The sequence below is a fragment of the Streptomyces sp. 3214.6 genome, from assembly GCF_900129855.1.
GTDB lineage: Bacteria > Actinomycetota > Actinomycetes > Streptomycetales > Streptomycetaceae > Streptomyces > Streptomyces soliscabiei.
Window position 1 is genome coordinate 7,535,045 of the sequence record NZ_LT670819.1, and the last position, 24,079, is coordinate 7,559,123.

At 70.3% G+C, this 24,079-nt stretch carries 27 protein-coding genes; 19 read left to right on the forward strand and 8 right to left on the reverse strand.

Features of this window, described 5'->3' with window-relative positions; genetic code table 11:
- Nucleotides 1–29: 29 nt before the first annotated feature.
- Entirely contained in the window at nt 30–2,117 is a 2,088-nt protein-coding gene (gene tkt, locus B5557_RS34065; protein WP_079663070.1) for a transketolase, read from the reverse strand.
- Between the two features lie 355 nt (nt 2,118–2,472).
- Between tkt and B5557_RS34075 the strand changes: the two genes are divergently transcribed.
- The 3 genes from B5557_RS34075 to B5557_RS34085 all read left to right on the forward strand — a co-directional run bounded on the left by B5557_RS34075 (nt 2,473) and on the right by B5557_RS34085 (nt 5,001).
- A complete protein-coding gene (locus tag B5557_RS34075) occupies nt 2,473–3,426 on the forward strand; it encodes a heme o synthase (RefSeq protein ID WP_079663072.1) in 954 nt (317 codons plus the stop codon).
- Nucleotides 3,427–3,481: 55 nt separating this feature from the next.
- Nucleotides 3,482–3,814: a hypothetical protein gene (locus B5557_RS34080; protein WP_079663073.1), complete on the forward strand. Its 333-nt coding sequence runs from the start codon at nt 3,482–3,484 to the stop codon at nt 3,812–3,814.
- An 80-nt stretch (nt 3,815–3,894) separates the two neighbouring features.
- Nucleotides 3,895–5,001: an amidohydrolase family protein gene (locus B5557_RS34085; RefSeq protein WP_079663074.1), complete on the forward strand. Its 1,107-nt coding sequence runs from the start codon at nt 3,895–3,897 to the stop codon at nt 4,999–5,001.
- Nucleotides 5,002–5,030: 29 nt separating this feature from the next.
- On the opposite strand, the gene B5557_RS34090 is transcribed toward B5557_RS34085, so the two are convergent.
- The 4 genes from B5557_RS34090 to B5557_RS34105 all read right to left on the reverse strand — a co-directional run bounded on the left by B5557_RS34090 (nt 5,031) and on the right by B5557_RS34105 (nt 8,676).
- Complete coding sequence (locus B5557_RS34090) at nt 5,031–6,044, reverse strand: COX15/CtaA family protein (protein WP_079663075.1); 1,014 nt, start codon at nt 6,042–6,044, stop codon at nt 5,031–5,033.
- Nucleotides 6,045–6,099: 55 nt separating this feature from the next.
- Entirely contained in the window at nt 6,100–6,816 is a 717-nt protein-coding gene (locus tag B5557_RS34095; RefSeq protein WP_079665154.1) for an ABC transporter permease, read from the reverse strand.
- Between the two features lie 50 nt (nt 6,817–6,866).
- On the reverse strand, nt 6,867–7,790 hold the full coding sequence (locus tag B5557_RS34100) for an ABC transporter ATP-binding protein (RefSeq protein ID WP_079663076.1): 924 nt from the start codon (nt 7,788–7,790) through the stop codon (nt 6,867–6,869).
- Between the two features lie 88 nt (nt 7,791–7,878).
- Nucleotides 7,879–8,676 (reverse strand): aminoglycoside N(3)-acetyltransferase, encoded by a 798-nt coding sequence (locus B5557_RS34105; protein ID WP_079663077.1) that lies wholly within the window; start codon nt 8,674–8,676, stop codon nt 7,879–7,881.
- A 183-nt stretch (nt 8,677–8,859) separates the two neighbouring features.
- On the opposite strand from B5557_RS34105, the gene B5557_RS34110 reads away from it, so the two are divergent.
- The 8 genes from B5557_RS34110 to B5557_RS34145 are packed head-to-tail and all read left to right on the forward strand — an operon-like array spanning nt 8,860 to nt 15,423.
- The gene (locus B5557_RS34110) at nt 8,860–9,603 is read left to right on the forward strand and encodes a helix-turn-helix transcriptional regulator (protein WP_079663078.1); all 744 of its coding nucleotides are present in this window, start codon (nt 8,860–8,862) and stop codon (nt 9,601–9,603) included.
- Nucleotides 9,600–11,021, forward strand: coding sequence for a Fe-S cluster assembly protein SufB (sufB, locus tag B5557_RS34115; RefSeq protein ID WP_079663079.1), 1,422 nt, complete (start codon nt 9,600–9,602; stop codon nt 11,019–11,021). Before B5557_RS34110 ends, sufB begins: the two co-directional genes overlap by 4 nt.
- Nucleotides 11,022–11,081: 60 nt before the next feature.
- Nucleotides 11,082–12,263, forward strand: coding sequence for a Fe-S cluster assembly protein SufD (sufD, locus tag B5557_RS34120; protein WP_079663080.1), 1,182 nt, complete (start codon nt 11,082–11,084; stop codon nt 12,261–12,263).
- A complete protein-coding gene (locus B5557_RS34125) occupies nt 12,263–12,583 on the forward strand; it encodes a non-heme iron oxygenase ferredoxin subunit (RefSeq protein ID WP_079663081.1) in 321 nt (106 codons plus the stop codon). The genes sufD and B5557_RS34125 overlap by 1 nt, the downstream gene beginning before the upstream one ends.
- A gap of 7 nt (nt 12,584–12,590) precedes the next feature.
- Nucleotides 12,591–13,355 (forward strand): Fe-S cluster assembly ATPase SufC, encoded by a 765-nt coding sequence (sufC, locus tag B5557_RS34130; protein ID WP_079663082.1) that lies wholly within the window; start codon nt 12,591–12,593, stop codon nt 13,353–13,355.
- Entirely contained in the window at nt 13,352–14,608 is a 1,257-nt protein-coding gene (locus B5557_RS34135; protein ID WP_079663083.1) for a cysteine desulfurase, read from the forward strand. Before sufC ends, B5557_RS34135 begins: the two co-directional genes overlap by 4 nt.
- Nucleotides 14,609–14,626: 18 nt before the next feature.
- Nucleotides 14,627–15,094, forward strand: a complete 468-nt coding sequence (sufU, locus tag B5557_RS34140) for a Fe-S cluster assembly sulfur transfer protein SufU (protein ID WP_079663084.1) — start codon at nt 14,627–14,629, stop codon at nt 15,092–15,094.
- Nucleotides 15,091–15,423, forward strand: coding sequence for a metal-sulfur cluster assembly factor (locus tag B5557_RS34145; RefSeq protein WP_037743875.1), 333 nt, complete (start codon nt 15,091–15,093; stop codon nt 15,421–15,423). Before sufU ends, B5557_RS34145 begins: the two co-directional genes overlap by 4 nt.
- Before the next feature lie 93 nt (nt 15,424–15,516).
- On the opposite strand, the gene B5557_RS34150 is transcribed toward B5557_RS34145, so the two are convergent.
- Entirely contained in the window at nt 15,517–16,365 is an 849-nt protein-coding gene (locus tag B5557_RS34150; RefSeq protein ID WP_079663085.1) for an AbfB domain-containing protein, read from the reverse strand.
- A gap of 187 nt (nt 16,366–16,552) precedes the next feature.
- Between B5557_RS34150 and B5557_RS34155 the strand changes: the two genes are divergently transcribed.
- The 3 genes from B5557_RS34155 to dapD all read left to right on the forward strand — a co-directional run bounded on the left by B5557_RS34155 (nt 16,553) and on the right by dapD (nt 18,527).
- Nucleotides 16,553–16,873 (forward strand): DMT family transporter, encoded by a 321-nt coding sequence (locus B5557_RS34155; RefSeq protein ID WP_079663086.1) that lies wholly within the window; start codon nt 16,553–16,555, stop codon nt 16,871–16,873.
- The gene (locus B5557_RS34160; protein WP_079663087.1) at nt 16,873–17,418 is read left to right on the forward strand and encodes a TetR/AcrR family transcriptional regulator; all 546 of its coding nucleotides are present in this window, start codon (nt 16,873–16,875) and stop codon (nt 17,416–17,418) included. Before B5557_RS34155 ends, B5557_RS34160 begins: the two co-directional genes overlap by 1 nt.
- Before the next feature lie 119 nt (nt 17,419–17,537).
- Nucleotides 17,538–18,527, forward strand: coding sequence for a 2,3,4,5-tetrahydropyridine-2,6-dicarboxylate N-succinyltransferase (dapD, locus tag B5557_RS34165; protein WP_079663088.1), 990 nt, complete (start codon nt 17,538–17,540; stop codon nt 18,525–18,527).
- Between the two features lie 92 nt (nt 18,528–18,619).
- Here dapD and B5557_RS34170 read toward each other — a convergent pair whose 3' ends face one another.
- Nucleotides 18,620–19,123 carry a hypothetical protein gene (locus tag B5557_RS34170; protein WP_079665155.1) on the reverse strand — a complete coding sequence of 168 codons (504 nt, stop codon included), beginning with the start codon at nt 19,121–19,123 and terminating at the stop codon, nt 18,620–18,622.
- Between the two features lie 141 nt (nt 19,124–19,264).
- On the opposite strand from B5557_RS34170, the gene B5557_RS34175 reads away from it, so the two are divergent.
- Both B5557_RS34175 and B5557_RS34180 read left to right on the forward strand, forming a co-directional pair.
- Nucleotides 19,265–19,822, forward strand: coding sequence for a SigE family RNA polymerase sigma factor (locus B5557_RS34175; protein ID WP_079665156.1), 558 nt, complete (start codon nt 19,265–19,267; stop codon nt 19,820–19,822).
- The gene (locus tag B5557_RS34180) at nt 19,819–21,033 is read left to right on the forward strand and encodes a hypothetical protein (protein WP_079663089.1); all 1,215 of its coding nucleotides are present in this window, start codon (nt 19,819–19,821) and stop codon (nt 21,031–21,033) included. The genes B5557_RS34175 and B5557_RS34180 overlap by 4 nt, the downstream gene beginning before the upstream one ends.
- A 30-nt stretch (nt 21,034–21,063) precedes the next feature.
- On the opposite strand, the gene dapA is transcribed toward B5557_RS34180, so the two are convergent.
- Complete coding sequence (gene dapA / locus B5557_RS34185; protein WP_079663090.1) at nt 21,064–21,963, reverse strand: 4-hydroxy-tetrahydrodipicolinate synthase; 900 nt, start codon at nt 21,961–21,963, stop codon at nt 21,064–21,066.
- A 423-nt stretch (nt 21,964–22,386) separates the two neighbouring features.
- On the opposite strand from dapA, the gene B5557_RS34190 reads away from it, so the two are divergent.
- From B5557_RS34190 to B5557_RS34200, 3 genes are all read left to right on the forward strand, one after another.
- Complete coding sequence (locus B5557_RS34190; protein ID WP_079663091.1) at nt 22,387–22,809, forward strand: phage holin family protein; 423 nt, start codon at nt 22,387–22,389, stop codon at nt 22,807–22,809.
- The gene (locus tag B5557_RS34195) at nt 22,806–23,249 is read left to right on the forward strand and encodes a DUF3618 domain-containing protein (RefSeq protein ID WP_079663092.1); all 444 of its coding nucleotides are present in this window, start codon (nt 22,806–22,808) and stop codon (nt 23,247–23,249) included. The genes B5557_RS34190 and B5557_RS34195 overlap by 4 nt, the downstream gene beginning before the upstream one ends.
- Nucleotides 23,250–23,455: 206 nt before the next feature.
- Nucleotides 23,456–24,079, forward strand: a complete 624-nt coding sequence (locus tag B5557_RS34200) for an ArsR/SmtB family transcription factor (RefSeq protein ID WP_079663093.1) — start codon at nt 23,456–23,458, stop codon at nt 24,077–24,079.

A 24,079-nucleotide genomic window follows, 5' to 3' on the forward strand; every position in this document is an offset into this window, starting at 1 on the left:
TTACATCTCCTACGTGTCGTATGTGAGCGTCAGCGCTGGGCGGCGGTGAGGGATTCCCGGGCCTGCGCGGCCACGTTCTGCGCAGTGAAGCCGTACTCCTGGAAGAGGACCTTGCCGTCGGCGGAAGCACCGAAGTGCTCCAGGGAAACGATGCGACCGGCGTCCCCGACGTACTTGTGCCAGGTGAGACCGATGCCCGCCTCGACCGAGACCCGGGCCTTGACGGACGGGGGCAGGACGCTGTCCCGGTACCCCTGGTCCTGCTCCTCGAACCACTCCACGCAGGGCATGGACACGACGCGGGTGGGCACGCCGTCGGCCTCCAGCTGCTCGCGTGCCTCGACGGCCACGTGCACCTCGGAACCGGTCGCGAGGAGGATCACCTCGGGCGTCCCCGTGGAGGCCTCGAACAGGACGTAACCGCCCTTGGCCGCGTCCTCGTTGGCCTCGTACGTCGGCACACCCTGGCGGGTGAGGGCCAGACCGTGCGGGGCGCCCTTGCCGAAGACCTTCGTCCAGCGCCTGAGGATCTCGCGCCAGGCGATCGTGGTCTCGTTGGCGTCGGCCGGGCGGACGACGTTCAGGCCCGGGATGGCGCGCAGCGAGGCGAGGTGCTCGACCGGCTGGTGGGTGGGGCCGTCCTCGCCGAGGCCGATGGAGTCGTGCGTCCACACGTACGTCACCGGCAGGTGCATGAGCGCGGACAGGCGTACGGCGTTGCGCATGTAGTCGGAGAACACCAGGAACGTGCCGCCGTAGATGCGGGTGTTGCCGTGCAGCGCGATGCCGTTCATCTCCGCGGCCATGGAGTGCTCGCGGATGCCGAAGTGGATCGTGCGGCCGTACGGGTCCGCCTCCGGCAGCGGGTTGTCCGCCGGGAGGAACGACGACGTCTTGTCGATCGTCGTGTTGTTGGAGCCGGCGAGGTCGGCGGAACCGCCCCACAGCTCGGGGATGACCGCGCCGAGGGCCTGCAGCACCTTGCCCGAGGCGGCACGCGTGGCGACGCCCTTGCCGGGCTCGAAGACCGGGAGCTTCTCCTCCCAGCCGGTGGGCAGCTCGCCCGCGGCGACACGGTCGAACTCGGCGGCGCGCTCGGGGTTGTTGTCCCGCCACTGCTGGAAGGACTTCTCCCACACCGCGCGGGCCGCCTGGCCGCGCTCCAGGGCGCCCCGGGTGTGGCCGATGACCTCGTCGGCGACCTCGAAGCTCTGCTCCGGGTCGAAGCCCAGAACGCGCTTGGTGGCCGCGACCTCGTCGTCGCCGAGCGCCGAGCCGTGCGCCGCCTCGGTGTTCTGCGCGTTCGGCGCGGGCCAGGCGATGATCGAGCGCATCGCAATGAAGGACGGCTTGTCCGTCACCTGCTTCGCGGCCTCGATCGCGTCGTAGAGGGCGTGCGGGTCGAGGTCGCCGTCCGGCTTCGGGGCGACGCGCTGCACATGCCAGCCGTACGCCTCGTACCGCTTGGCGGTGTCCTCGGACACGGCCGTCTCGGTGTCGCCCTCGATCGAGATGTGGTTGTCGTCCCACAGCAGGATCAGGTTGCCGAGCTTTTGGTGACCGGCCAGCGAGGACGCCTCGGCGGAGATGCCCTCCTGGAGGCAGCCGTCACCGGCGATCGCGTAGACGAAGTGGTCGAACGGCGACTCGCCGACCGGGGCGTCGGGGTCGAACAGACCGCGCTCGTAGCGGGCGGCCATCGCCATGCCGACGGCGTTGGCGACACCCTGGCCCAGCGGGCCGGTCGTCGTCTCCACGCCCGTGGTGTGCCCGTACTCCGGGTGACCCGGCGTCTTCGAGCCCCACGTGCGGAACGACTTCAGGTCATCCAGCTCCAGGCCGAAGCCGGCCAGGTACAGCTGGGTGTAGAGGGTCAGGGACGAGTGGCCCGCGGACAGCACGAACCGGTCGCGGCCCACCCAGTCGGCGTCCGCCGGGTCGTGCCGCATCACCTTCTGGAAGAGGGTGTACGCGGCAGGTGCCAGGCTCATGGCCGTACCCGGATGGCCGTTGCCGACCTTCTGTACGGCATCGGCGGCCAGGACGCGGGCGGTGTCCACGGCCCGCTGGTCCAACTCGGTCCACTCGAGGTCTGTGGTGGTCGGCTTGGTGCTCACCCTGGGTCAGGGCTCCTCTCCACATGTCACGCATGTCGAATGCCGGTGCACGCGGCGCCCACCGGCCGTTGTCGAGCCTACCCCCGACAGAACGTGCATTTTTTCGAGTCATTCCAGACTGCCGGGACTCTTCGGGATCCGCCTCCCGACCGGTGTGTTTCCTGTTCGGCAAGTGAATACGGAGCCGCTCGTACGAGTGCTCAACAGAGTGGTCCCCGGCTCTTCCGCCGCCGCCGTCCAACACGACCCCACCCCCGCGAATAACGGGGTATGGGCAACGTCTACAGTGGCGTGGTACGCGCGAGCCTTTACCCCGTATTCACACGGGCGGGCTCGCTGGGAGTCTCTGTCAGGGGTGTGCGTGACGGCCGTTGAATCCCGTCCACTGGGGATTATCGGGACGAGCCAGAGCCCGAACCGGCGGCCGCTCGGGGCCCGGGTCAAGGCGTTCGTGGCGCTGACCAAGCCGCGGATCATCGAGCTGCTGCTGATCACCACCGTCCCGGTGATGTTCCTGGCGCAGCAGGGCGTCCCGGACCTCGGCCTGGTGCTGCTGACCTGCCTGGGCGGCTACCTCTCCGCGGGCGGCGCCAACGCGCTGAACATGTACATCGACCGCGACATCGACGCGCTGATGGACCGCACCTCGCAGCGCCCGCTGGTCACCGGGATGGTCAGCCCGCGTGAATGTCTCGCCTTCGGCATCACCCTCGCGGTGGTCTCGACGCTCCTGTTCGGTCTGACCGTCAACTGGCTGTCGGCCTGGCTCGCCCTCGGCGCCCTCCTCTTCTACGTCGTCGTCTACACGATGATCCTCAAGCGGCGTACCTCGCAGAACATCGTGTGGGGCGGCATCGCGGGCTGTATGCCGGTGCTGATCGGCTGGTCGGCCGTCACCGACTCCGTGTCCTGGGCGCCGGTCATCCTCTTCCTGGTCATGTTCTTCTGGACGCCGCCGCACTACTGGCCGCTGTCCATGAAGGTGAAGGACGACTACGCGCGCGTGGGTGTGCCGATGCTGCCGGTCGTCGCCTCCAACAAGGTCGTCGCCAAGCAGATCGTCCTCTACAGCTGGGTGATGGTCGTCGTCTCGCTGCTGCTGACCCCGCTGGGCTACACCGGCTGGTTCTACACCTCGGTCGCGCTGGTGGCCGGCGGCTGGTGGCTGTGGGAGGCGCACGCGCTGCAGAACCGCGCGAAGGCCGAGGCGACGGGCGGGAAGCTGAAGGAGATGCGGCTGTTCCACTGGTCCATCACCTATGTGTCGCTGCTGTTCGTGGCGGTCGCGGTGGACCCCTTCCTGAGGTAAGCGTCACGCCCTGCGGCCGTCGCCGTTCGATCTACCCGTCGGTAGCATCCTGCCCATGGCAGACACGCAGCAGGTTGACGCGAAGGCCGAGCGCAGCACCGCCCGCCTCAGCAAGCAGATCAACGCTTTCTCCAAGGAGCACGGCGGCGCCGAGGCGCAGGTCGCGTACATCGGCGAGCGCGGCGCCCGCATCGTCCTCGTCGGCGAGGACGGCGGCTGGGGCGACCTCGTGGCCCCCTCGGTGGAGATCGCCCGGCAGGCCGTCGAGAAGGCCGGGCTCACACTCCACGAGACCTTCGACGGCGAGTTCGCGGCCAAGGTGAAGACCGGACCGTACGAGTGGAGCCGTATGGCGGGGATCCAGGTCGGCGGACCGAAGAACAGCTGAAGGACCCCTTCGGCACTACCTGACACCCGGTTCACCCGTTAGGACCTCAGGAGCACGAGGTCCAGTCCAGGGGAGTCCGGATGATCGAAACGCCGTCCTTGGTGGACCAGTACTGCCACGGCGTCCTGAGAACGGAGCTGGGTCTCGGCACCTTCGAGGCCCAGCTGGCGCGTACCGAGGGCCCGCCCGCCCCGGGTACGACGCTCTTCGACACCCAGACCGGGTTCGCGGTACGCCGTTGGTGCCCCCCGCTGCTCGGCCTGGAACCGCACGCCCCGCCCGCCCGGTATCTGGCCAGGCGTCGTGAACTCGGCGTACTGGAAGCGGGCCGCCGGCTGCTGCGCGGCAGCGGCATCACCACCTACCTGGTCGACACGGGCCTGCCCGGCGACCTCACCGGACCGGGCGAGCTGGCCCGCGCGGGAGCGGCCGAGGCCCGCGAGATCGTGCGTCTGGAACTCCTCGCCGAACAGGTCGCGGACACCTCGGGCACCGTCGAGTCGTTCCTCGCCAACCTCGCCGAGGCGGTTCACGCGGCCGCCGCGAACGCCGTGGCCTTCACCTCCGTCGCGGGCGTCCGGCACGGTCTCGCGCTGGCGCCCGAGCCGCCCGGGCCGGGGGAGGTGCGGGGCGCGGCGGGCCACTGGCTGGCCGCCCGGCGGGTCGGCGGCGAGCTGAGCGACCCGGTGCTGCTACGGCATCTGCTGTGGATCGCCGTCGCCTCGGGACTGCCGCTGCAACTGCACGCGGGACTCGGGGCGCCGGGGGCGCGCATCGACCGCACCGACCCCGTGCTGCTCACCGACTTCGTCCGCGCGACGGCCGGTCTGGGCACCGACCTCGTCCTGCTGCACGGCTACCCCTACCACCGCCACGCCGCCCATCTCGCCGGCGTCTTCCCGCATGTGTACGCCGACTCCGGCGCGGCCCTGGTACGGACCGGCGCCCGCGCCGCGACGATCCTCGCGGAGATCCTGGAACTGGCCCCCTTCGGCAAGATCCTGTTCTCCAGCGGCGCGCAGGGGCTGCCCGAGCTGCACGTGGTCGGGGCGCGGCTGTTCCGCGAGGCACTGGCACGGGTGCTGGGCACCTGGGTCGCGGAGGGGGCGTGGTCGCTGACGGACGCGCAGCGGGTGGCGCAACTGATCGCGGCGGGCAACGCGCGCAGGGTGTACGGCCTGGCCTGAGGCGTACCGACCCCGCGCCGGCGCCCGCGTCAGCGGGAGGTCGCCTCGACGCGGCCGGCGGGCCGGGGCAGCTGGAGGTCCACGCCGTCGACGGGGCGTTCGCGCAGCGCCAGCAGCACCCTCAGCACCGCGATCCACACCAGGCAGGAGCCGAACATGTGCACCCCGACGAGGGCCTCGGGGAGATCCGTGAAGTACTGGACGTAGCCGATGACGCCCTGGGCGAGGAGCACCAGGAACAGATCCCGGACGCGGTCCGGCGGACCCTTGGGGGAGTCGACCGCCTTCAGGACGAACCACAGGGCGAACGTCAGCGTCACGACGATCCACGCGAGCACGGCGTGCAGCTTGCTCACCGTCTCCCAGTCCAGCGGCATCCGCTCGACCTCGCTGGAGTCGCCCGCGTGCGGGCCGGAGCCGGTGACCACCGTGCCGACGGCGATCAGCAGCGCCGAGGCGCCGACCAGGAACCACACCAGCTGCCGCACGGACGTGCCGACCACCGGCTCGGGCGCCCCGTCGCCCTCCCGGGTGCGCTGCCACATCAGCGTGGCGACGGCGGTGAGCGCCGAGGCCAGCAGGAAGTGCGCCGCGACCGTGTACGGGTTGAGGCCGACGAGCACCACGATGCCGCCGAGGACCGCGTTGCCCATCACGAGCCAGAACTGCGCCCAGCCCAGCCGGGTCAGACTCCTGCGGTACGGCTTCTCCGAGCGCGCCGCGATGATCGCCCAGCCGACGGCCGCGCACAGCACGTACGTCAGCATGCGGTTGCCGAACTCGATGGCGCCGTGGAAGCCCATCGCGCTGGTCGCGGTGAGCGAGTCGGCGGTGCACTTGGGCCAGGTCGGGCAGCCAAGGCCGGAGCCCGTGAGGCGTACGGCGCCGCCGGTGACCACGATGACCACCGACATCACGAGCGCGAACAGAGCCGCCCGCTGCACCGTCCGGGGGGTGGGGGTCCAGCGTTCGGCGATGAAGGCGAGGGGGTTGCGCACGGCGGCTACGGCGTCGGCACGGGTCACGTTTGGCACGCCTCCCATCGTAGGCGGCCGCTTGTGCACGCTTTCACGAGGGGGCCCCGTCCGCCGTGTGTCCTTACTCCCAGCGGAAGAACCGGCCGGCCGCCGCGAGAGCGACGACCGCCCAGACCGCGAGGATCCCAAGGTCGGCCCAGGGCATGCCCGCGCCGTGCTGGAGGACGTCCCGCAGGCCGTCCGAGAGGGCCGAGATGGGCAGCAGACCGAGCACGTCCTGGGCGGCGGGCGGGAACCTGTCGAGCGGGACGATCACCCCGCCGCCCACCAGCAGCAGCAGAAAGACCAGGTTGGCCGCGGCCAGCGTCGCCTCCGCCTTCAGGGTGCCCGCCATCAGCAGACCGAGACCCGAGAAGGCGGCCGTGCCGAGGACCAGGAGCAGCAGGACGGCCACGGGGTTCCCGTGCGGGTTCCAGCCCAGCGCGAACGCGATCACCGTCAGGAGGATCACCTGGAGGACCTCGGTGACCAGGACCGACAGGGTCTTCGCCGCCATCAGGCCCCAGCGGGGCAGCGGCGAGGAGGCGAGCCGCTTCAGGACGCCGTAGCGGCGTTCGAAGCCGGTCGCGATGGCCTGACCGGTGAAGGCCGTCGACATCACGGCGAGCGCGAGGATGCCGGGGGTGAGGAAGTCCACCGCCTTGCCCGCGCCGGTGTCGACGATGTCCACGCTGCTGAACAGGACCAGCAGAAGCGTCGGGATCACGACGGTGAGCAGCAGTTGCTCGCCGTTGCGCAGGAGCATCTTCGTCTCCAGCGCCGCCTGGGTCCCGATCATGCGGGGCAGGGGCGCGGCCCCGGGGTTCGGCGTATAGGTGCCGGTGGCGGTCACGAACGCAGCTCCTTGCCGGTCAGCTCAAGAAAGACGTCTTCGAGGGTGTGCCGTTCCACCGAGATGCGGTCCGGCATCACCCCGTGCTGCGCGCACCAGGACGTGACCGTCGCCAGCAGTTGCGGGTCGACCTTGCCCATGACCCGGTAGGAGCCCGGGGTCAGCTCGGCGGCCGAGCTGTCGGCGGGCAGGGCCTTGAGCAGGGACTGTACGTCGAGGCCGGGGCGGCCGGTGAAGCGCAGGGTGTTCTCGGCGCCGCCGCGGCACAGCTCCTCGGGGGAGCCCTGGGCGATGACGCGGCCCGCGTCGATGATCGCGACGTCGTCGGCGAGCTGCTCGGCCTCGTCCATGTAGTGCGTGGTGAGAATGACCGAGACACCGTCCGCGCGCAGGTCCCGTACGAGGTCCCAGGTGGCGCGGCGGGCCTGCGGGTCGAGGCCGGCCGTCGGCTCGTCCAGGAAGACCAGTTCCGGGCGGCCGACGACGGCCATCGCCAGCGCGAGCCGCTGCTGCTGGCCGCCGGACAGGCGACGGTAGGTCGTCCGGCCGCAGGAGCCGAGGCCGAGACGCTCGACGAGGGCGTCGACGTCCAGCGGATGCGCGTGCAGCTTCGCCACGTGCCGGAGCATCTCGTCGGCCCGGGCACCGGAGTACACCCCGCCCGACTGGAGCATCACGCCGATCCGGGGGCGCAGGTCGGAGGCCTGTCGCACCGGGTCGAGGCCGAGGACGTGCACCGTGCCGGAGTCCGGCTCGCGGTACCCCTCGCAGATCTCGATCGTGGTCGTCTTGCCGGCGCCGTTGGGCCCGAGGACGGCGGTGACGCCCGGCCGGGCGCTCAGGTCGAGGCCGTCCACCGCCGTCTTCGTCCCGTACCGCTTCACCAGGGCCTGGACCCGGACGACAGGCTCAGTTCGCATGGCTCAAGAGTCTAGGTTCGGTGGCGGGGGCTCAGACGGGCGGGTGCGGGAAGTGGCCATGCACGCCGGGCGGGCAAGGCGGGCGCGTTCAGCACTCCTCCTCGCGGGACCGGTGCAGCGGCAGCCACCGCTGTGCGTACGCCACGGCGTCCGCGACCGGAAACAGCCGTACGTCGGCCGCGCCCACCGTGCCCCGTACGACGGCACGGTCGCGTTCGAAGTCATGGCCGAGCTCGTCGAACCGGTCGGAGTCGATCGACACCTCGCGCACCCGCTCCCACCCGTCGGCGCCGGGCCGGCCGACGTCCACGAGCGGGGCGGGTATCCGGTATTCGGCGAGGTGGAAGCTGGTGCAGGTGTCGTATCCGGCGCCGAGGAGCAGCACCCGCGCGCCCAGTTTCTCCAGCCGGGCCAGCGGGCTGTGCTCCCCGAGCCGGCAGTCCGGGGCGTGTCCGTCCACGACCTCCGCCGCCCGGGCTCCCACGGCCGCGAAGGACGTCTGCGGGTGCGCGCTGCGTCGCGCGCCGGGCCAGGTGCGGACCGTCTCCGGGATCACGCCGACGCCGAGGCTGGGGGTGACGAGGGGGTCGTAGGCGGGCATGGTGGCCCGGATCGTCTCCCACCACTCCTCGGGCACCGGCGGATTGCGCCACACCGCCGGATCGGACAGGTCCCCGGTCTGGGTCGGGACCACCACAGTGCCGTCCGGGCCGAGCACGTCCAGCAGTGCGCGCACGACCGTGACGGCGCCTCCACAGACCCAGCCGAGGGAACTGAGCGAGGAATGGACGAGGAGGATTTCTCCGGGTTCGACACCCAGCGCGCGAAGGCCCGCGGTGAGGGTGTCCCGGGTGACAAGTGGGCCGGTGGGAGGGGGTGTGGGCATGGTCCGGCAGTGTCCCCGAAGGGGCCCTGGGGAGCCAGTGATTTAATCGGCCGGCCGCCTCGCTTTGATCGATCAAAGATCGTTTCCCCAGGTCAGATTAGGTATGCCTAAGTGACGCAGGGCACCGTCCGCCTGTCCGGGCGCGGCTTGCCTGCCTCTGAGGAATTACGCAACAATGGCGTTGTGAAAAACGTCGGCGAGGCTCTGGAGACCCCCACGGGGGCCCAGCAGGACGAGCACGCGACCGGTGAGCGTTCGACGCGCAACCGGGTCGCGCGGTCGATCCTGGACCACGGGCCGTCGACCGTCACCGAGCTGGCCGGACGGCTGGGGCTCACCCCCGCCGCCGTGCGCCGCCACCTCGACGCGCTGGTCGCCGACGACGTCGTTCAGGCCCGCGAGCAGCGGGTGTACGGAGCGCGGACCCGCGGACGCCCCGCCAAGGTCTTCGTCCTCACCGACTGCGGCCGGGACGCCTTCGACCAGTCCTACGACAAGCTCGCCGCGGACGCCCTGCGCTGGATCCAGGAGCGATTCGGCGGGGACGAGGCGGTCGTCGCCTTCGCCCGCGCCAGGATCGCCGAGCAGGCCGCCGCGTACCGCAAGGCCGTCGAGGCCGCCGCCCCCGAGGAGCGGACCGAAGCCCTGGCCAAGGCCCTGAGTGCGGACGGGTACGCTGCTACGGCGCGTAGCGCACCGGTCGGCGAGCAGCTGTGCCAGCACCACTGCCCCGTCGCTCACGTCGCGGAAAAGTTCCCGCAGCTCTGCGAGGCGGAGACCGAGATCTTCTCCCAGCTGCTCGGCACGCACGTCCAGCGACTGGCGACCATCGCCCACGGCGACGGCGTGTGCACGACGTTCATCCCCAAAGTTTCCACAGCCACCCACAACGCATCTGCAAGCACGGCCGGGAGGAACCCCGCATGACTCTCCCCACGGAGACTGCTCACCCCGAACTCGAGGGCCTGGGCAAGTACGAATACGGCTGGGCCGACTCCGACACGGCCGGCGCCTCTGCCAAGCGCGGCATCAACGAGGACGTCGTCAAGGACATCTCCGACAAGAAGTCCGAGCCGGAGTGGATGACGAAGCTGCGCCTCAAGGGCCTGAAGCTCTTCGAGAAGAAGCCCATGCCCAACTGGGGCTCGGACCTCTCGGGCATCGACTTCGACAACATCAAGTACTTCGTGCGCTCCACGGAGAAGCAGGCGGAGTCCTGGGAGGACCTGCCCGAGGACATCAAGAACACCTACGACAAGCTCGGCATCCCGGAGGCGGAGAAGCAGCGCCTGGTCGCCGGTGTCGCGGCCCAGTACGAGTCCGAGGTCGTCTACCACCAGATCAACGAAGAGCTCGAGGCGCAGGGTGTCATCTTCATGGACACCGACACCGCTCTGAAGGAGCACCCGGAGCTCTTCAAGGAGTACTTCGCGACCGTCATCCCGGCCGGCGACAACAAGTTCGCGTCGCTGAACACCGCGGTGTGGTCGGGCGGCTCCTTCATCTACGTGCCGCCGGGCGTGCACGTGGAGATCCCGCTCCAGGCCTACTTCCGCATCAACACGGAGAACATGGGCCAGTTCGAGCGGACCCTGATCATCGTCGACGAGGGCGCCTACGTGCACTACGTCGAGGGTTGTACGGCCCCGATCTACAAGTCGGACTCGCTGCACAGCGCGGTCGTCGAGATCATCGTCAAGAAGAACGCCCGCTGCCGCTACACGACCATCCAGAACTGGTCGAACAACGTCTACAACCTGGTCACCAAGCGCGCTGTGGCGTACGAGGGCGCGACCATGGAGTGGATCGACGGCAACATCGGCTCCAAGGTGACGATGAAGTACCCGGCCGTCTACCTGATGGGCGAGCACGCCAAGGGCGAGACCCTGTCCATCGCCTTCGCGGGCGAGGGGCAGCACCAGGACGCCGGCTCCAAGATGGTCCACATGGCGCCGAACACCTCCTCCAACATCGTGTCGAAGTCCGTGGCGCGTGGTGGCGGTCGTACGTCCTACCGCGGTCTCGTCGAGATCGGCGAGGGCGCCCACGGCTCCAAGTCGAACGTGCTGTGCGACGCACTGCTCGTCGACACCATCTCCCGCTCCGACACATACCCCTATGTGGACGTCCGCGAGGACGACGTGTCCATGGGCCACGAGGCGACCGTCTCCAAGGTCTCCGAGGACCAGCTCTTCTACCTGATGAGCCGAGGCCTCAGCGAGTTCGAGGCGATGGCGATGATCGTGCGCGGCTTCGTCGAGCCCATCGCGAAGGAGCTGCCCATGGAGTACGCCCTCGAGCTCAACCGGCTGATCGAGCTGCAGATGGAAGGCGCGGTCGGTTAAGACCCACCCCCCGACAGCAGCGAGCAATTTCTGACGTAGGAAGAGAGCAGACCGACAGCCATGGCTGAGGCTCAGAACATCCCCGTGGGGTCCACCACCGCGGGCCAGATCGCGGTGGCCGCCGAGTCGACCGTCGCCACGCGCATGAGCGCGCCCCCGTCCTTCGACGTCGCGGACTTCCCGGTCCCGCACGGCCGTGAGGAGGAGTGGCGGTTCACGCCGCTGGAGCGGCTGCGCGGGCTGCACGACGGCACCGCCGTCGCGACCGGCGAGGCCGTCAAGGTCGCCGTCGAGGCCCCCGAGGGCGTCACCGTCGAACTCGTGGACCGTGACGACCAGCGGCTCGGCAAGGCCGGCACCCCCGTGGACCGGGTCGCCGCCCAGGCGTACTCCGCGTTCGAGAAGGCCGGCGTGGTCACCGTCCCCAAGGAGACGGTGCTCACCGAGCCGATCCGCATCGCGGTGCACGGCGAGGGCGGGGTGGCCTACGGCCACCAGGTCATCGAGCTGGGCGCCTTCGCCGAGGCCGTCGTCGTCATCGACCACACCGGTGACGCCGTGATCGCCGCCAACGTCGACTACATCCTGGGCGACGGCGCCAAGCTCACCGTCGTCTCCGTCCAGGACTGGGACGACAAGGCCGTGCACGTGGCCCAGCACAACGCCCTCATCGGGCGGGACGCGAGCTTCAAGTCGGTCGTGGTGACCTTCGGCGGCGACCTCGTCCGCCTGCACCCGCGCGTCGCGTACGCCGGTACCGGCGGCGAGGCCGAGCTGCTCGGTCTGTACTTCACGGACGCCGGTCAGCACCAGGAGCACCGCCTGCTGGTCGACCACAACGTCCCGCACTGCAAGTCCAACGTCGTCTACAAGGGCGCCCTCCAGGGCGACAACGCCCACGCGGTGTGGATCGGCGACGTGCTCATCGAGGCCAAGGCCGAGGGCACGGACACCTACGAGATGAACCGCAACCTGGTGCTGACCGACGGCGCCCGGGTCGACTCCGTGCCGAACCTGGAGATCGAGACCGGCGAGATCGTCGGCGCCGGGCACGCCTCCGCCACCGGCCGGTTCGACGACGAGCAGCTCTTCTACCTGATGGCCCGCGGCATCCCGGCCGACGAGGCCCGTCGCCTGGTGGTCCGCGGCTTCTTCGCCGAGCTGGTCCAGCAGATCGGTGTCGACGACATCGAGGAGCGCCTGCTCGCCAGGATCGAGACCGAGCTGGAGGCCACGGTCTGATGACGGCCTTCGTACGCGCCTGCGGACTGAGCGAGCTGGAGGAGGACACCCCGAAGCGGGTGGAACTCGACGGCACGCCGGTCTCGGTCGTCCGCACCGAGGGGGAGGTGTTCGCCATCCACGACGTCTGCTCCCACGCGAACGTCTCGCTCTCGGAGGGCGAGGTGGAGGACTGCCAGATCGAGTGCTGGCTGCACGGCTCCAGCTTCGACCTCCGCACCGGTAAGCCGTCCGGCCTTCCCGCGACGCGCCCCGTCCCCGTATACCCCGTAAAGATCGAAGGGGACGACGTGCTCGTCTCCCTCACCCAGGAGTCCTGAGGCACCCATGGCAACGCTTGAAATCCGAGACCTGCACGTCACCGTCGAGGCCGACAACGCCACGAAGGAGATCCTCAAGGGCGTCGACCTCACTGTGAAGCAGGGCGAGACGCACGCCATCATGGGCCCCAACGGCTCCGGCAAGTCGACCCTCGCCTACTCGCTCGCGGGTCACCCGAAGTACACGATCACCGGCGGCACCGTGCTGCTCGACGGCGAGGACGTCCTGGAGATGTCCGTTGACGAGCGCGCCCGCGCGGGCCTGTTCCTGGCGATGCAGTACCCGGTCGAGGTCCCCGGCGTCTCGGTCTCCAACTTCCTCCGTACGTCCGCCACCGCCATCCGCGGCGAGGCCCCCAAGCTGCGCCTGTGGGTGAAGGAGGTCAAGGAGGCCATGGAGCGCCTCAACATGGACCCCTCCTTCGCCGAGCGCAACGTCAACGAGGGCTTCTCCGGCGGTGAGAAGAAGCGCCACGAGATCCTCCAGCTGGAGCTGCTCAAGCCGAAGGTCGCGATCCTCGACGAGACGGACTCCGGTCTGGACGTCGACGCCCTGCGGGTCGTATCCGAGGGCGTCAACCGCGTCCGCGAGACCGGCGAGGTCGGCACCCTGCTGATCACGCACTACACGCGCATCCTGCGCTACATCAAGCCCGACTTCGTCCATGTCTTCTCCGCGGGCCGGATCGTCGAGTCCGGCGGCGCCGAACTCGCCGACAAGCTGGAGGAAGAGGGCTACGAGGCATACACGAAGGGTGGCGTATCAGCGTGACGCAGCTGCCGGGTCTCCTCGACACCGAGGCGCTCCGCAAGGACTTCCCCATCCTGGACCGACAGATCCACGACGGTAAGAAGCTCGTGTACCTGGACAACGCGGCGACGTCGCAGAAGCCGCGCCAGGTACTGGACGCCCTGAACGAGTACTACGAGCGCTACAACGCCAACGTCCACCGCGGTGTGCATGTGCTCGCCGAGGAGGCCACGGCGTTGTACGAGGGCGCGCGTGACAAGGTCGCGTCGTTCATCAACGCGCCGAGCCGCGACGAGGTGATCTTCACCAAGAACGCCTCCGAGTCGCTCAACCTCGTGGCGAACATGCTGGGCTGGGCCGACGAGCCCTACCGCGTGGACCACGAGACCGAGATCGTCATCACGGAGATGGAGCACCACTCCAACATCGTGCCGTGGCAGCTGCTGTCGCAGCGCACGGGCGCGAAGCTGAAGTGGTTCGGCCTCACCGACGACGGCCGCCTCGACCTGTCCAACATCGACGAGATCATCACCGAGAAGACGAAGATCGTCTCCTTTGTGCTGGTGTCGAACATCCTGGGCACGGTGAACCCGGTCGAGGCGATAGTGCGCCGGGCGCAGGAGGTCGGTGCGCTCGTCTGCATCGACGCCTCGCAGGCCGCGCCGCACATGCCGCTGGACGTGCAGGCGCTGCAGGCCGACTTCGTGGCCTTCACCGGCCACAAGATGTGCGCTCCGACCGGCATCGGTGTCCTGTGGGGTCGTCAGGAGCTGCTGGAGGACCTTCCCCCGTTCCTCGGCGGCGGCGAGATGATCGAGACGGTGTCGATGCACTCCTCGACCTACGCGCCGGCCCCGCACAAGTTCGAGGCGGGCACCCCGCCGGTCGCGCAGGCGGTCGGGCTGGGCGCGGCCATCGACTATCTGTCCGCGATCGGCATGGACAAGATCCTCGCCCATGAGCACGCGCTCACCGAGTATGCGGTGAAGCGGCTCGGCGAGGTCCCCGACCTGCGGATCATCGGCCCGTCGACGGCCGAGGACCGGGGCGCGGCGATCTCCTTCACGCTCGGCGACATCCACCCGCACGACGTGGGCCAGGTGCTGGACGAGCAGGGCATCGCGGTCCGGGTGGGTCACCACTGCGCCCGCCCCGTCTGCCTGCGGTACGGAATTCCCGCGACCACGCGAGCGTCGTTCTATCTGTACTCCACGCCGGCCGAGATCGATGCTCTGGTCGACGGTCTGGAGCACGTACGGAACTTCTTCGGCTGAGGGGTTGGCGAGCGACGCATGAAGCTGGACTCGATGTACCAGGAAGTCATCCTGGACCACTACAAGCACCCGCACGGGCGTGGTCTGCGTGATGGCGACGCCGAGGTGCACCATGTGAACCCGACCTGCGGCGACGAGATCACCCTGCGCGTGAAGTACGACGGCACGAAGATCGAGGACGTCAGCTACGAGGGCCAGGGCTGTTCCATCAGCCAGGCCAGCGCGTCCGTCCTGAACGACCTCCTGGTCGGCAAGGACCTGGCCGAGGCGCAGCGGATCCAGGAGACCTTCCTGGAGTTGATGCAGTCCAAGGGCCGGATCGAGCCCGACGACGTGATGGAGGAGGTGCTGGAGGACGCGGTCGCGTTCGCCGGCGTCTCCAAGTACCCGGCCCGGGTCAAGTGCGCCCTCCTCAGCTGGATGGCGTGGAAGGACGCGACGGCCCAGGCCCTGGGCGGAGCCGACGCCGAAAGGAAGACGGCATGAGCGAGACCGTTGAGATGAAGCCGGCCTCGGAGGAGGAACTCCGCGAGGCGCTGTACGACGTCGTCGACCCCGAACTGGGCATCGACGTCGTCAACCTCGGGTTGATCTACGGCATTCACATCGACGACGCGAACATCGCGACGATCGACATGACCCTGACCTCCGCGGCCTGCCCGTTGACGGACGTCATCGAGGACCAGGCGAAGTCCGCCACGGACGGCCTGGTCAACGAGCTGCGCATCAACTGGGTCTGGATGCCGCCGTGGGGCCCGGACAAGATCACGGACGACGGGCGCGAGCAGCTGCGCGCGCTCGGCTTCAACGTCTGACGACCGTCTGACGGCCTGACAGGTGTGGCCCCCCGGCAGCTGCCGGGGGGCCACACCTGTATGCGGCGCAGCTGTATGCCGCGCCGACCGCGCTCAGCCGAGGCCGTCGACGAGGCGGAACATGAAGTCCTGCCGGTTGGTGGTGTTGTAGCCGTACGGGTCCAGGCGCAGCTGGAAGTTCTTGTGGCGCAGCGCGTAGTTGGGGTAGTTCACCGACTGGAGCAGCATCCCGCCCGAATACCCGGAGTATCCCGGGCAGAAGGTGGCGTCCTGCTTGAACAGCGCGGAGCCGTCGTTGCGTTCGGCGCGCAGGATGAAGTCGCGGTGCCGCAGGTACGTGCCGTCGTGCGTCTTGAACGTGTAGCAGGAGCTGTTGTACAGGCCCTTGACCACGGTGAACGTGGAGTCCTCGCGGAACTCCGAGCCGCCCGGCGCGTCGAGTCGCACCAGGGAGCCGCTCACATGCCAGTAGCGGTCGGGGTAGTTGACCGCCTGTACCGACCGCTCGTTGCCGGACGTTGCCGGGCTGGACGGCTTCCCCGGCGGCGACGCCGGAGGCTTGGCCGAGGCGTGCGGAGACGAACTGCCCTGCGGCCGGGGGGAGGACGAGGACGAGGGCGAGGGCGTCGGTGATGCGGACGCGGACGTGCCCGGCTTGCTGCCCGCCGGTGTCGTCGACCCGCTCGCGGAGGGCGTGGCGAAGGAGATCAGACCGCCCGCCGTCTCGTCGTCCGACAGTGTCTGGCCCTCGCGTGCTTCCGTGTTCTTCCCGTCAGCAGGCTTGTCGTTCAAGGCGATTGCGGTCACGCACGCCACGATGGTGGCCACGGCGAGAGCGCCGGCCAGCCACAGGCGTCGTGTTCCGGGTGCCCGGGAGGTGTCCGGGGCCCAGCCGTTCTCCCAGGGTTGGCCCTGGGACGGCCGGGACTTGTTTTCTGGCATGCGCTGTTCCTCCAGCGGCGCGTCCCTGACGGCGGCCGCGGCTGCGATGGCCCGGTGTGTGAACGGTGAAACAGTAGTGGAACCTGTGGCTCGCGTTCAGCCGTTTGGTCGAGCGCTTTCTATAACGCTTTCGAATCACGGAGCATCATGTGTACGGGTGTACGCATCGTTGTGTACGATTGTACGCATGGGATATGTGACGTTGGCCGGTGCCATTGCCGCCGAGGTGGCGGCGACGACCGCCATGAAGTACAGCGAGGGCTTCAGCAGGCTCTGGCCCTCGCTGATCACGGCCGTCGGCTACGTCGTCTCCTTCGTCCTCCTCGCCCGGACGCTGAAGACCGTGGGGATCGGCACGGCGTACGCGATCTGGTCCGGGGCCGGCACCGCGACCATCGCCGTCCTGGGGCTGGCGCTGTTCGGGGAGGCCCTGACGCCCACCAAGGTCGCCGGCATCCTGCTGATCGTCGGGGGAGTCGTCGTGCTGAACCTCGGGGGTGCGCACTGATGCCCCGCCGCTACGACCCCGAACGGCGCCAGCGGATCATCGACGCGGCGATCCGGGTCGTCGGCGAGAAGGGCCTCGCCGGGCTGAGTCACCGCTCGGTCGCCGCCGAGGCGGACGTGCCGCTCGGCTCCACCACCTACCACTTCGCCACCCTCGACGAATTGATGACGGCGGCCCTGCGGCAGGCGGGCGAGGGCTTCACCAAGGCCGTCGCCTCGCGCGGCGGACTGACCGACCCGCGCGTCGACCTGCCCGCCGAACTGGCCGGGCTGCTCGGCGAGTGGCTGGCGGGCGACCGCACCGACGTCGAGCTGGAGTACGAGCTCTATCTGGCCGCCCTGCGCCGCCCGGCGCTGCGCCCCGTCGCCGCCGAGTGGGGAGAGGACCTCGCCGCCCTCCTCGCCCCCCGCACCGACGCCCTCACCGCACGCGCGCTGGTCGCGCTGATGGACGGGATCTGTCTGCAGGTGCTGCTGACGGACGCGCCCTACGACGAGGAGTACGCACGCGAGGCGCTGGCGCGGCTCATGGCCCCGGCCCGCTGACCGTCGGTTCCCCGGTCTTCCGGCGTGAACGCACCAGGTCGGCGGGGTCCACAGCCCGCCACCTGAGACACCGCTGTGCGGGTTGGCCTCCACGGCCCCCCGCCGGTTAGGTTGCCCGTATGACCGACACGACTGCTCCCCGCACCACCGGCGCCGCGGCCGCCGGCCTCGCCACCCTCGCCGCCGACGGCACCGTCCTCGACACCTGGTTCCCCGCGCCCGCGCTGTTCGCGGAGCCCGGCCCGTCCGGCACCGAGCGCCTGTCCGCCGAGAAGGCCGTGGAACTGCTCGGCGAGGGCGCGGCGAAGGCGATCGGTCCGGACGCCCGTCGGGGCGTCGAGGTCGTCGCGGTCCGCACGGTCATCTCCTCCCTCGACGAGAAGCCGATCGACACGCACGACGCCTATCTCCGTCTGCACCTGCTCTCGCACCGCCTGGTCAGGCCGCACGGGCAGAGCCTGGACGGCATCTTCGGTCTCCTCGCCAACGTCGCCTGGACCTCGCTCGGCCCGGTCGCCGTCGACGCCGTCGAGCAGGTCCGCCTGAACGCCCGCGCCGAGGGCCTGCACCTCCAGGTCACCTCCATCGACAAGTTCCCGCGCATGACGGACTACGTCGCCCCGAAGGGCGTCCGTATCGCCGACGCCGACCGGGTCCGCCTCGGCGCGCACCTCGCCGAGGGCACCACGGTCATGCACGAGGGCTTCGTCAACTTCAACGCGGGCACGCTCGGCACCTCGATGGTCGAGGGCCGCATCTCCGCGGGCGTCATCGTCGGCGACGGCTCGGACATCGGCGGCGGCGCGTCCACCATGGGCACGCTGTCCGGCGGCGGCAACGTGATCATCGCCATCGGTGAGCGCTGCCTCATCGGCGCCGAGGCGGGCGTCGGCATCGCGCTGGGCGACGAGTGCGTCGTCGAGGCCGGCCTGTACGTCACCGCGGGCACCCGGGTCACGATGCCCGACGGCCAGATCGTCAAGGCCCGTGAGCTCTCCGGCGCCTCCAACATCCTCTTCCGCCGCAACTCGGTCACCGGCGCGGTCGAGGCCCGCCCGAACAACGCGGTCTGGGGCGGCCTGAACGAGATCCTGCACAGCCACAACTGATCAGCCACAACTGATCAGCCACAACTGACCGCCGCAGCAGATCGCGTCCGACACGCGCAGCGTCCTCCCGCCCACCGGGGGAGGGCGCTGTGTCATGTGGGCAGTCCTGCCGCGAACTGCGCCAGTGCCGTGAAGTCCTCCTCGCGCAGCCCGATGCGGGGGTTCACGTGGTGCAGCAGGGCCGGGGCGAGGTGGTGGGCGGTGACGTAGGCCGCGTCGGCGGGTGACTGCTCGTCGTCCACCCAGGCGAAGGGGCGGCCCGCTGCGTGGGCGACGATCGCCTCCGTCTTCCAGTGGACGCCGTCGGGCCGATGGGCGAACAGCACCGCGCCGAAGTCGACGTACGGAAGCTCGGGCAGCCCGATCACGGGGGCGATCCAGCGGTTGGCCTCGGCCATCCAGGTCGTGGCCCAGCACAGGTCGTAGGGGAGGCGGAGCAGGGCGGCGCCGTGCCCGGGGTGCAGCCAGACCCGCAGCGGCCGCGCCCGGCCCACGGACGCCCTGATCGTCGTATAGCCCACCGGCCGCTTCGACGGCGTGGCGGCGTACGGATTCAGGGGACCGTCGACATCGAGGTAGAGCACCGGCCGACTCATGGGCTCACCGTACGACAGCACCGCCGCGCGTCCGACGGAATTTCCCGCGGACCGTGGGCATAGCGGGGGCGGGCCACGCGCGTCACAAGGGGCACAGGGACCGGACAGACGGGTCCGCTCCCGGGGGAAGAGAAGGTGACGATGGATGCCGAAGCGCTGGAGAGCTTCCGACAGTTCGTGGACAGCAGGTCGTCGGCCCTGCTGAGGACGGCCGTCCTGCTCAGCGGCGGCGACCGGCACGCCGGGGAGGACCTGCTCCAGAACGCCCTGGTCAAGGCCGCGGGCCGCTGGCACCGCATCGACGAGCCCGAGGCCTACGTACGCCAGGTCCTCTACCGGCAGCAGATCAGCCGGTGGCGTCTGAAGTGGCCGCGGCGCGAGGTGAGCGTCGCCGAGCCGCCGGACGGCGGAGCCGGCCCGGACGCCTCCTCGGCCGCCGACCTGCGCGTGGTGATGCGCGCGGCCCTGTCCCGGCTGACCGCGCGGCAGCGCACCGTGCTCGTCCTGCGCTATTTCGAGGACCTGCCGGAAGCCGAGGTCGCCGCCCTGCTGGGCGTCTCCGTGGGCACCGTACGGTCCACCACCCACCGCTCCCTCGACCGGCTGCGCGCCCTCGCGCCCGAACTGGCCGCCCTCGGCCCCGCGGACGCCGAGCAGGCGTCGTCCCGTGACTTCTCGCCCGTGGAGGTGCGTCCGTGAACGTCGACGAAGTCGTGCGCGACTCCTTGCGGGAGCTGGCCGAAGAGCAGTCCCCGGCCGGTCCGGGGCTCGCCGGCCGGGTGCTGGCCCTGCGCCGGCGCCGCCGTACCCGCCGGCTGGTGGCCGTCGCCGCCGCGACCGCCGCCGTGGTCGCCGTCACCGTGGCGGTGCCGATGCTGGACTCCGGCGGCACCACGGACGTACGCCCGGCGGACGTCACCGCGCCGAACCGGATCTCCCCGCACCCGGACCAGTCGCCCCCGCGCGACATGATCGCCGCCGGCCGGACCGCGCTGGCCGCGTACTACGGCACGACCCTCGTCCAGCGCTCCGCCGACGAGGCGGTGGCGGTCCGGACGTACTGGCTGCTCAACCCGGCGACGAAGAAGTACGTGAAGACGACCAAGTGGTCGTGGGTCGCCGTCGCCCCGGGGCTGAGGACCGCCGCCGTACTGGAGCAGAGCCTCCCCGTGCGCCGGATCGGTCTGCTCGACCTGGCCAGCGGCGAGGTCAAGCGGTGGGTAGCGGTCGACCACCCCGTGGGCGGACTCGCCTTTTCCCACGACGGACGGGAACTCCTCACGACGACCTACAGCCGCAACCCCGATCTACGGGTCAAGTGGCCGGGCGACGACGGCTGGATGCCGTATGCGGAGAAGTCGTACCGAACCGGTTTCCACATCCTCGACGTCGTCTCCGGGAAGGGCTCCTGGACCGAGGTCGGCCCCGACGTGGACCGGCTGGCGTCCGTCCGTGTCAACAGCCGTCAGGACTTCACCTTCAGCCGGGACGGCAGCCGCGTCTGGGCCGACATGCCCATGCCTCCGGGCTACTTGTGCGTCGACCGCAAGGGGTCCGGGGCCAACCAGTCGGCCGGTGAGAAGTACGTGTCCTGGTACGTCCCGGCGGGTCTCTCCCCGGACGGGAAGCGCCTCGCCGGTGACTTCGCGGGCGGCAAGTACAAGTCGTCGTCCTGGATCCTCGACCCCCTCACCGGAAAGAAGGTCACCGAGACGCGCGGCCGGCAACTGCTCGCCTGGGCGGACGACTCCTCGCTCGTCGCCTGGGACGACAGCCCGGACGGCAACGAGTCCCGCCAGCGGCTGGTTCTGGTGACACCGGACAGTGAGAAGGTCGTGCCGCTCAGCGGCTACCGCTCCACCAAGGTCGACACCCCGGGACGTTGGGAGCCGATCTTTGCGGACCGCTGACTGGCCCTCGCCGGGCATCCACCGGGCGGTTCAGCCCACCAGCCGTTCGTAGGCCGCGCGCAGCCCGTCGACCGTCTCCCGGTCGGCGGGCCGGAGCGGCGCCCGCACGGGACCGGCCGGCAACCCGAGCTCGGCGAGCAGCCCCTTGGCGGTGACCGTGCCGGGCAGACCGGATGCCATCATCAACTCCACCAGTTCCGTGGCCCGTTGCTGGAGCAGGGCCGCCTCGGCGGTATCGCCCGCGTCGAACGCGTCCAGGACGGCGCGGAGTTGGGCGGGAACCACGTTGGCGACCGTGCTGACGTAGCCCGCCGCGCCGACCGCGTAGAGCGCGAGATTGTGCTCGTCGCAGCCCGCGTAGTACGCCAACTCGGTTCGGGAGAGCACCTTTTGCGCGCCGAGGAAGTCGTAGGAGCAGTCCTTGACCGCGACGATCCGGGGGTGCTCGGCGAGTCGGAGCAGGGTGACGGGTTCGATCCGGGTGCCGGTGCGGCCGGGGATGTCGTAGAGCATGACCGGCAGCCCGGACGCGTCCGCGACCTCCCGGAAGTGCGCCTCCAGGGCGTCCTGCGGGGGTCTGCTGTAGTACGGGCTGACGACGAGGACCCCGTCCGCGCCGGCCTTCTCGGCGGCCGTCGCGAGGTGGGCGGTGTGGCGGGTGTCGAAGGTCCCCACCCCCGCCACGATCGACGCCCGCTCGCCCACCGCCTCCCGCACCGCCGCCACCAGGTCCGCCTTCTCGGTGTCGGAGGTGGTCGGCGACTCGCCCGTCGTCCCGGAGAGCACCAGGCCGTCGCAGCCGGCCGACACCAGCCGGTCGGCGAGCCCCTGCGCCCCGTCGAGATCGAGCGCGCCGGAGCCGGTGAAGGGAGTGATCATCGCGCAGAGTGCGCGGCCGAAGGGAGGGGGAGCGGAGGAGATGGTCGCCATGGGGGTAGTGTCGGCCGGGCAACGGCGAAGCTCCACTTAAATTTCGTACGAGGTACCGGTAAGAGTTTCTACGAGGTGGGGGGCGCGTCGCGGTCGCGGTCGCCGTGGCGGTTGCTGTCGCATGTGTTTGGCGCGCGGTCTCCGGACCGTGCCCGAACTCGCCGAAAAGAAGGCCCTGTTGCCGGACTGCCGCGACTGAGTGCGGAGCCGGCCGACCGGGCCGGCCGAGCACGGTCCCGGAGGCGCCCGGCACGGGTAACGGAGTCCGGCCGGGGTACCCGGATGTTTCCGGGACCGGCAGGAAAAACAGAACCGACGGGACCAGATCCGTCAGGAGCAGAACCGGCAGGAGCAGAACCGGCAGGAACAGAACCCACGGGACCGGAGATCCATAGGACCGGAACCGAGAGGAGGCGGAACCCCGTGACCGGGACCACGGACATCCGGCCCGTCCGCGACGACGGGCACCACAGTGTCGGCGAACTCGTCGGCCGGGCCACCGAGCAGCTCTCCCGGCTGGTACGGCAGGAACTGGCCCTCGCCAAGGAGGAGTTCGCCGAGAAGGGGCGGCGCGCCGGGCGTGGCGGCGGCCTGCTCGGCGCCGCGGGCGCGTTCGCCTACGCCGGCCTGCTCGCCCTCGCCGGCACGGCCGTCGCCGCCCTCTCGCTGACGCTGCCCGTCTGGGCGGCGGCGCTCATCGTGACGGCAGTGCTGTTCGCGATCGCCGGCCTGCTGGGCGCGGCCGGCCGCACCCAACTGCGCCGGGCCGCGCCGCCCACTCCCGAGGAGACCCTCGGCAGCGTCCGGGCCGACGTCGAGGAGATCAGGGAAAGGGCGCACCGATGACGGACAGGACAGCTGCGGACCTGCGTCGGCAGATCGAGCAGACCAGGCACCAACTTGGGGCCACGGTCGAGGAGTTGGCGGCCAAGGCGGACGTGCGCGGGCGCACCCGGGCGCGCGCCGCCGATCTGCTGGACCGCGCCGGAGCGATGACCGTGCAACTGCGCAGCACGGCCTCCCAGGCGGGGCACCAGATACAGGAGCGCGCAAGCCGCGCGACCGACACCGTCCACGCCGTCCAGCACAGGGCGACCCACGCCGGTCACGCCGTCCAGCACAGGGCGACGCACGCCGGTCACGCCGTGGAGGACCGGGTTCCCGCCCCGGTCCGGGTGCCCGTGCGGTTCGCGATGCGGCACCCGCGGCCGATCGTGATCGTGGGCGCGGCGGGAGTGGCCCTCGTGGCGGCGGGGTGGCTCGGGAGGCGTCGGGCCAGGCGTTGATCACCGGCCCCCTCGCACGGCGCACGGCGCACGGCGCACGGCACGCGGCGCGCAAGAAGAACGGGTTCGGCCCGGCACCTCGCAGGGGGTGCCGGGCCGAAACCGTTGGGCAGCCGGCAGCCGGCAGCCGGCAGTCGGCCGGTCCGCCCTCCGCCGAACATTCGAATCGCCTGGACAAAAAAAGTGTTCGGTGAGACGGTGGACGCATGCTGGACGTCACCGTGATCGAGGACCCCGAGGCCGCAGCCGTTTCCCTGGACCCCATACGGGCCAGGCTGCTCGCCGAACTCGCGGCCGGACCCGCGTCGGCCGCGATGTTGGCCGGCAAGGTCGGACTGCCCCGGCAGAAGGTGAACTACCACCTCAAGGCACTGGAGCGGCACGGCCTGGTCGAGCTGGCCGGCGAGCGCCGCAAGGGCAACGTCACCGAGCGGCTGATGCGGGCCACCGCCGCGTCGTATGTGATCTCGCCGCTCGCACTCGCCGCCGTGCAGCCGGATCCCGACCGCTTCCGGGACCAGCTGTCCGCGCGCTGGCTGCTCGCGCTCGGCGCCCGGCTGGTGCGGGACGTCGGCTCGCTGATCACCGGTGCCGCGAAGGCCCGCAAGCGGCTCGCCACCTACGCGCTGGACGGCGAGGTGCGCTTCGCCTCGGCGGCCGAACGAGCCGCGTTCATCGAGGAGTTGACGGCCGGGGTGAGCGCGCTGATCCGCAGGTACGACGCGCCCGACGCGGAGGGCGGCCGGGACCACCGGATCGTCGTCGCCGTGCATCCCACGCTCAAGGACCAGCAGCCCACTCGGCCCACCAGCCAGGAAATCGACCAGTAG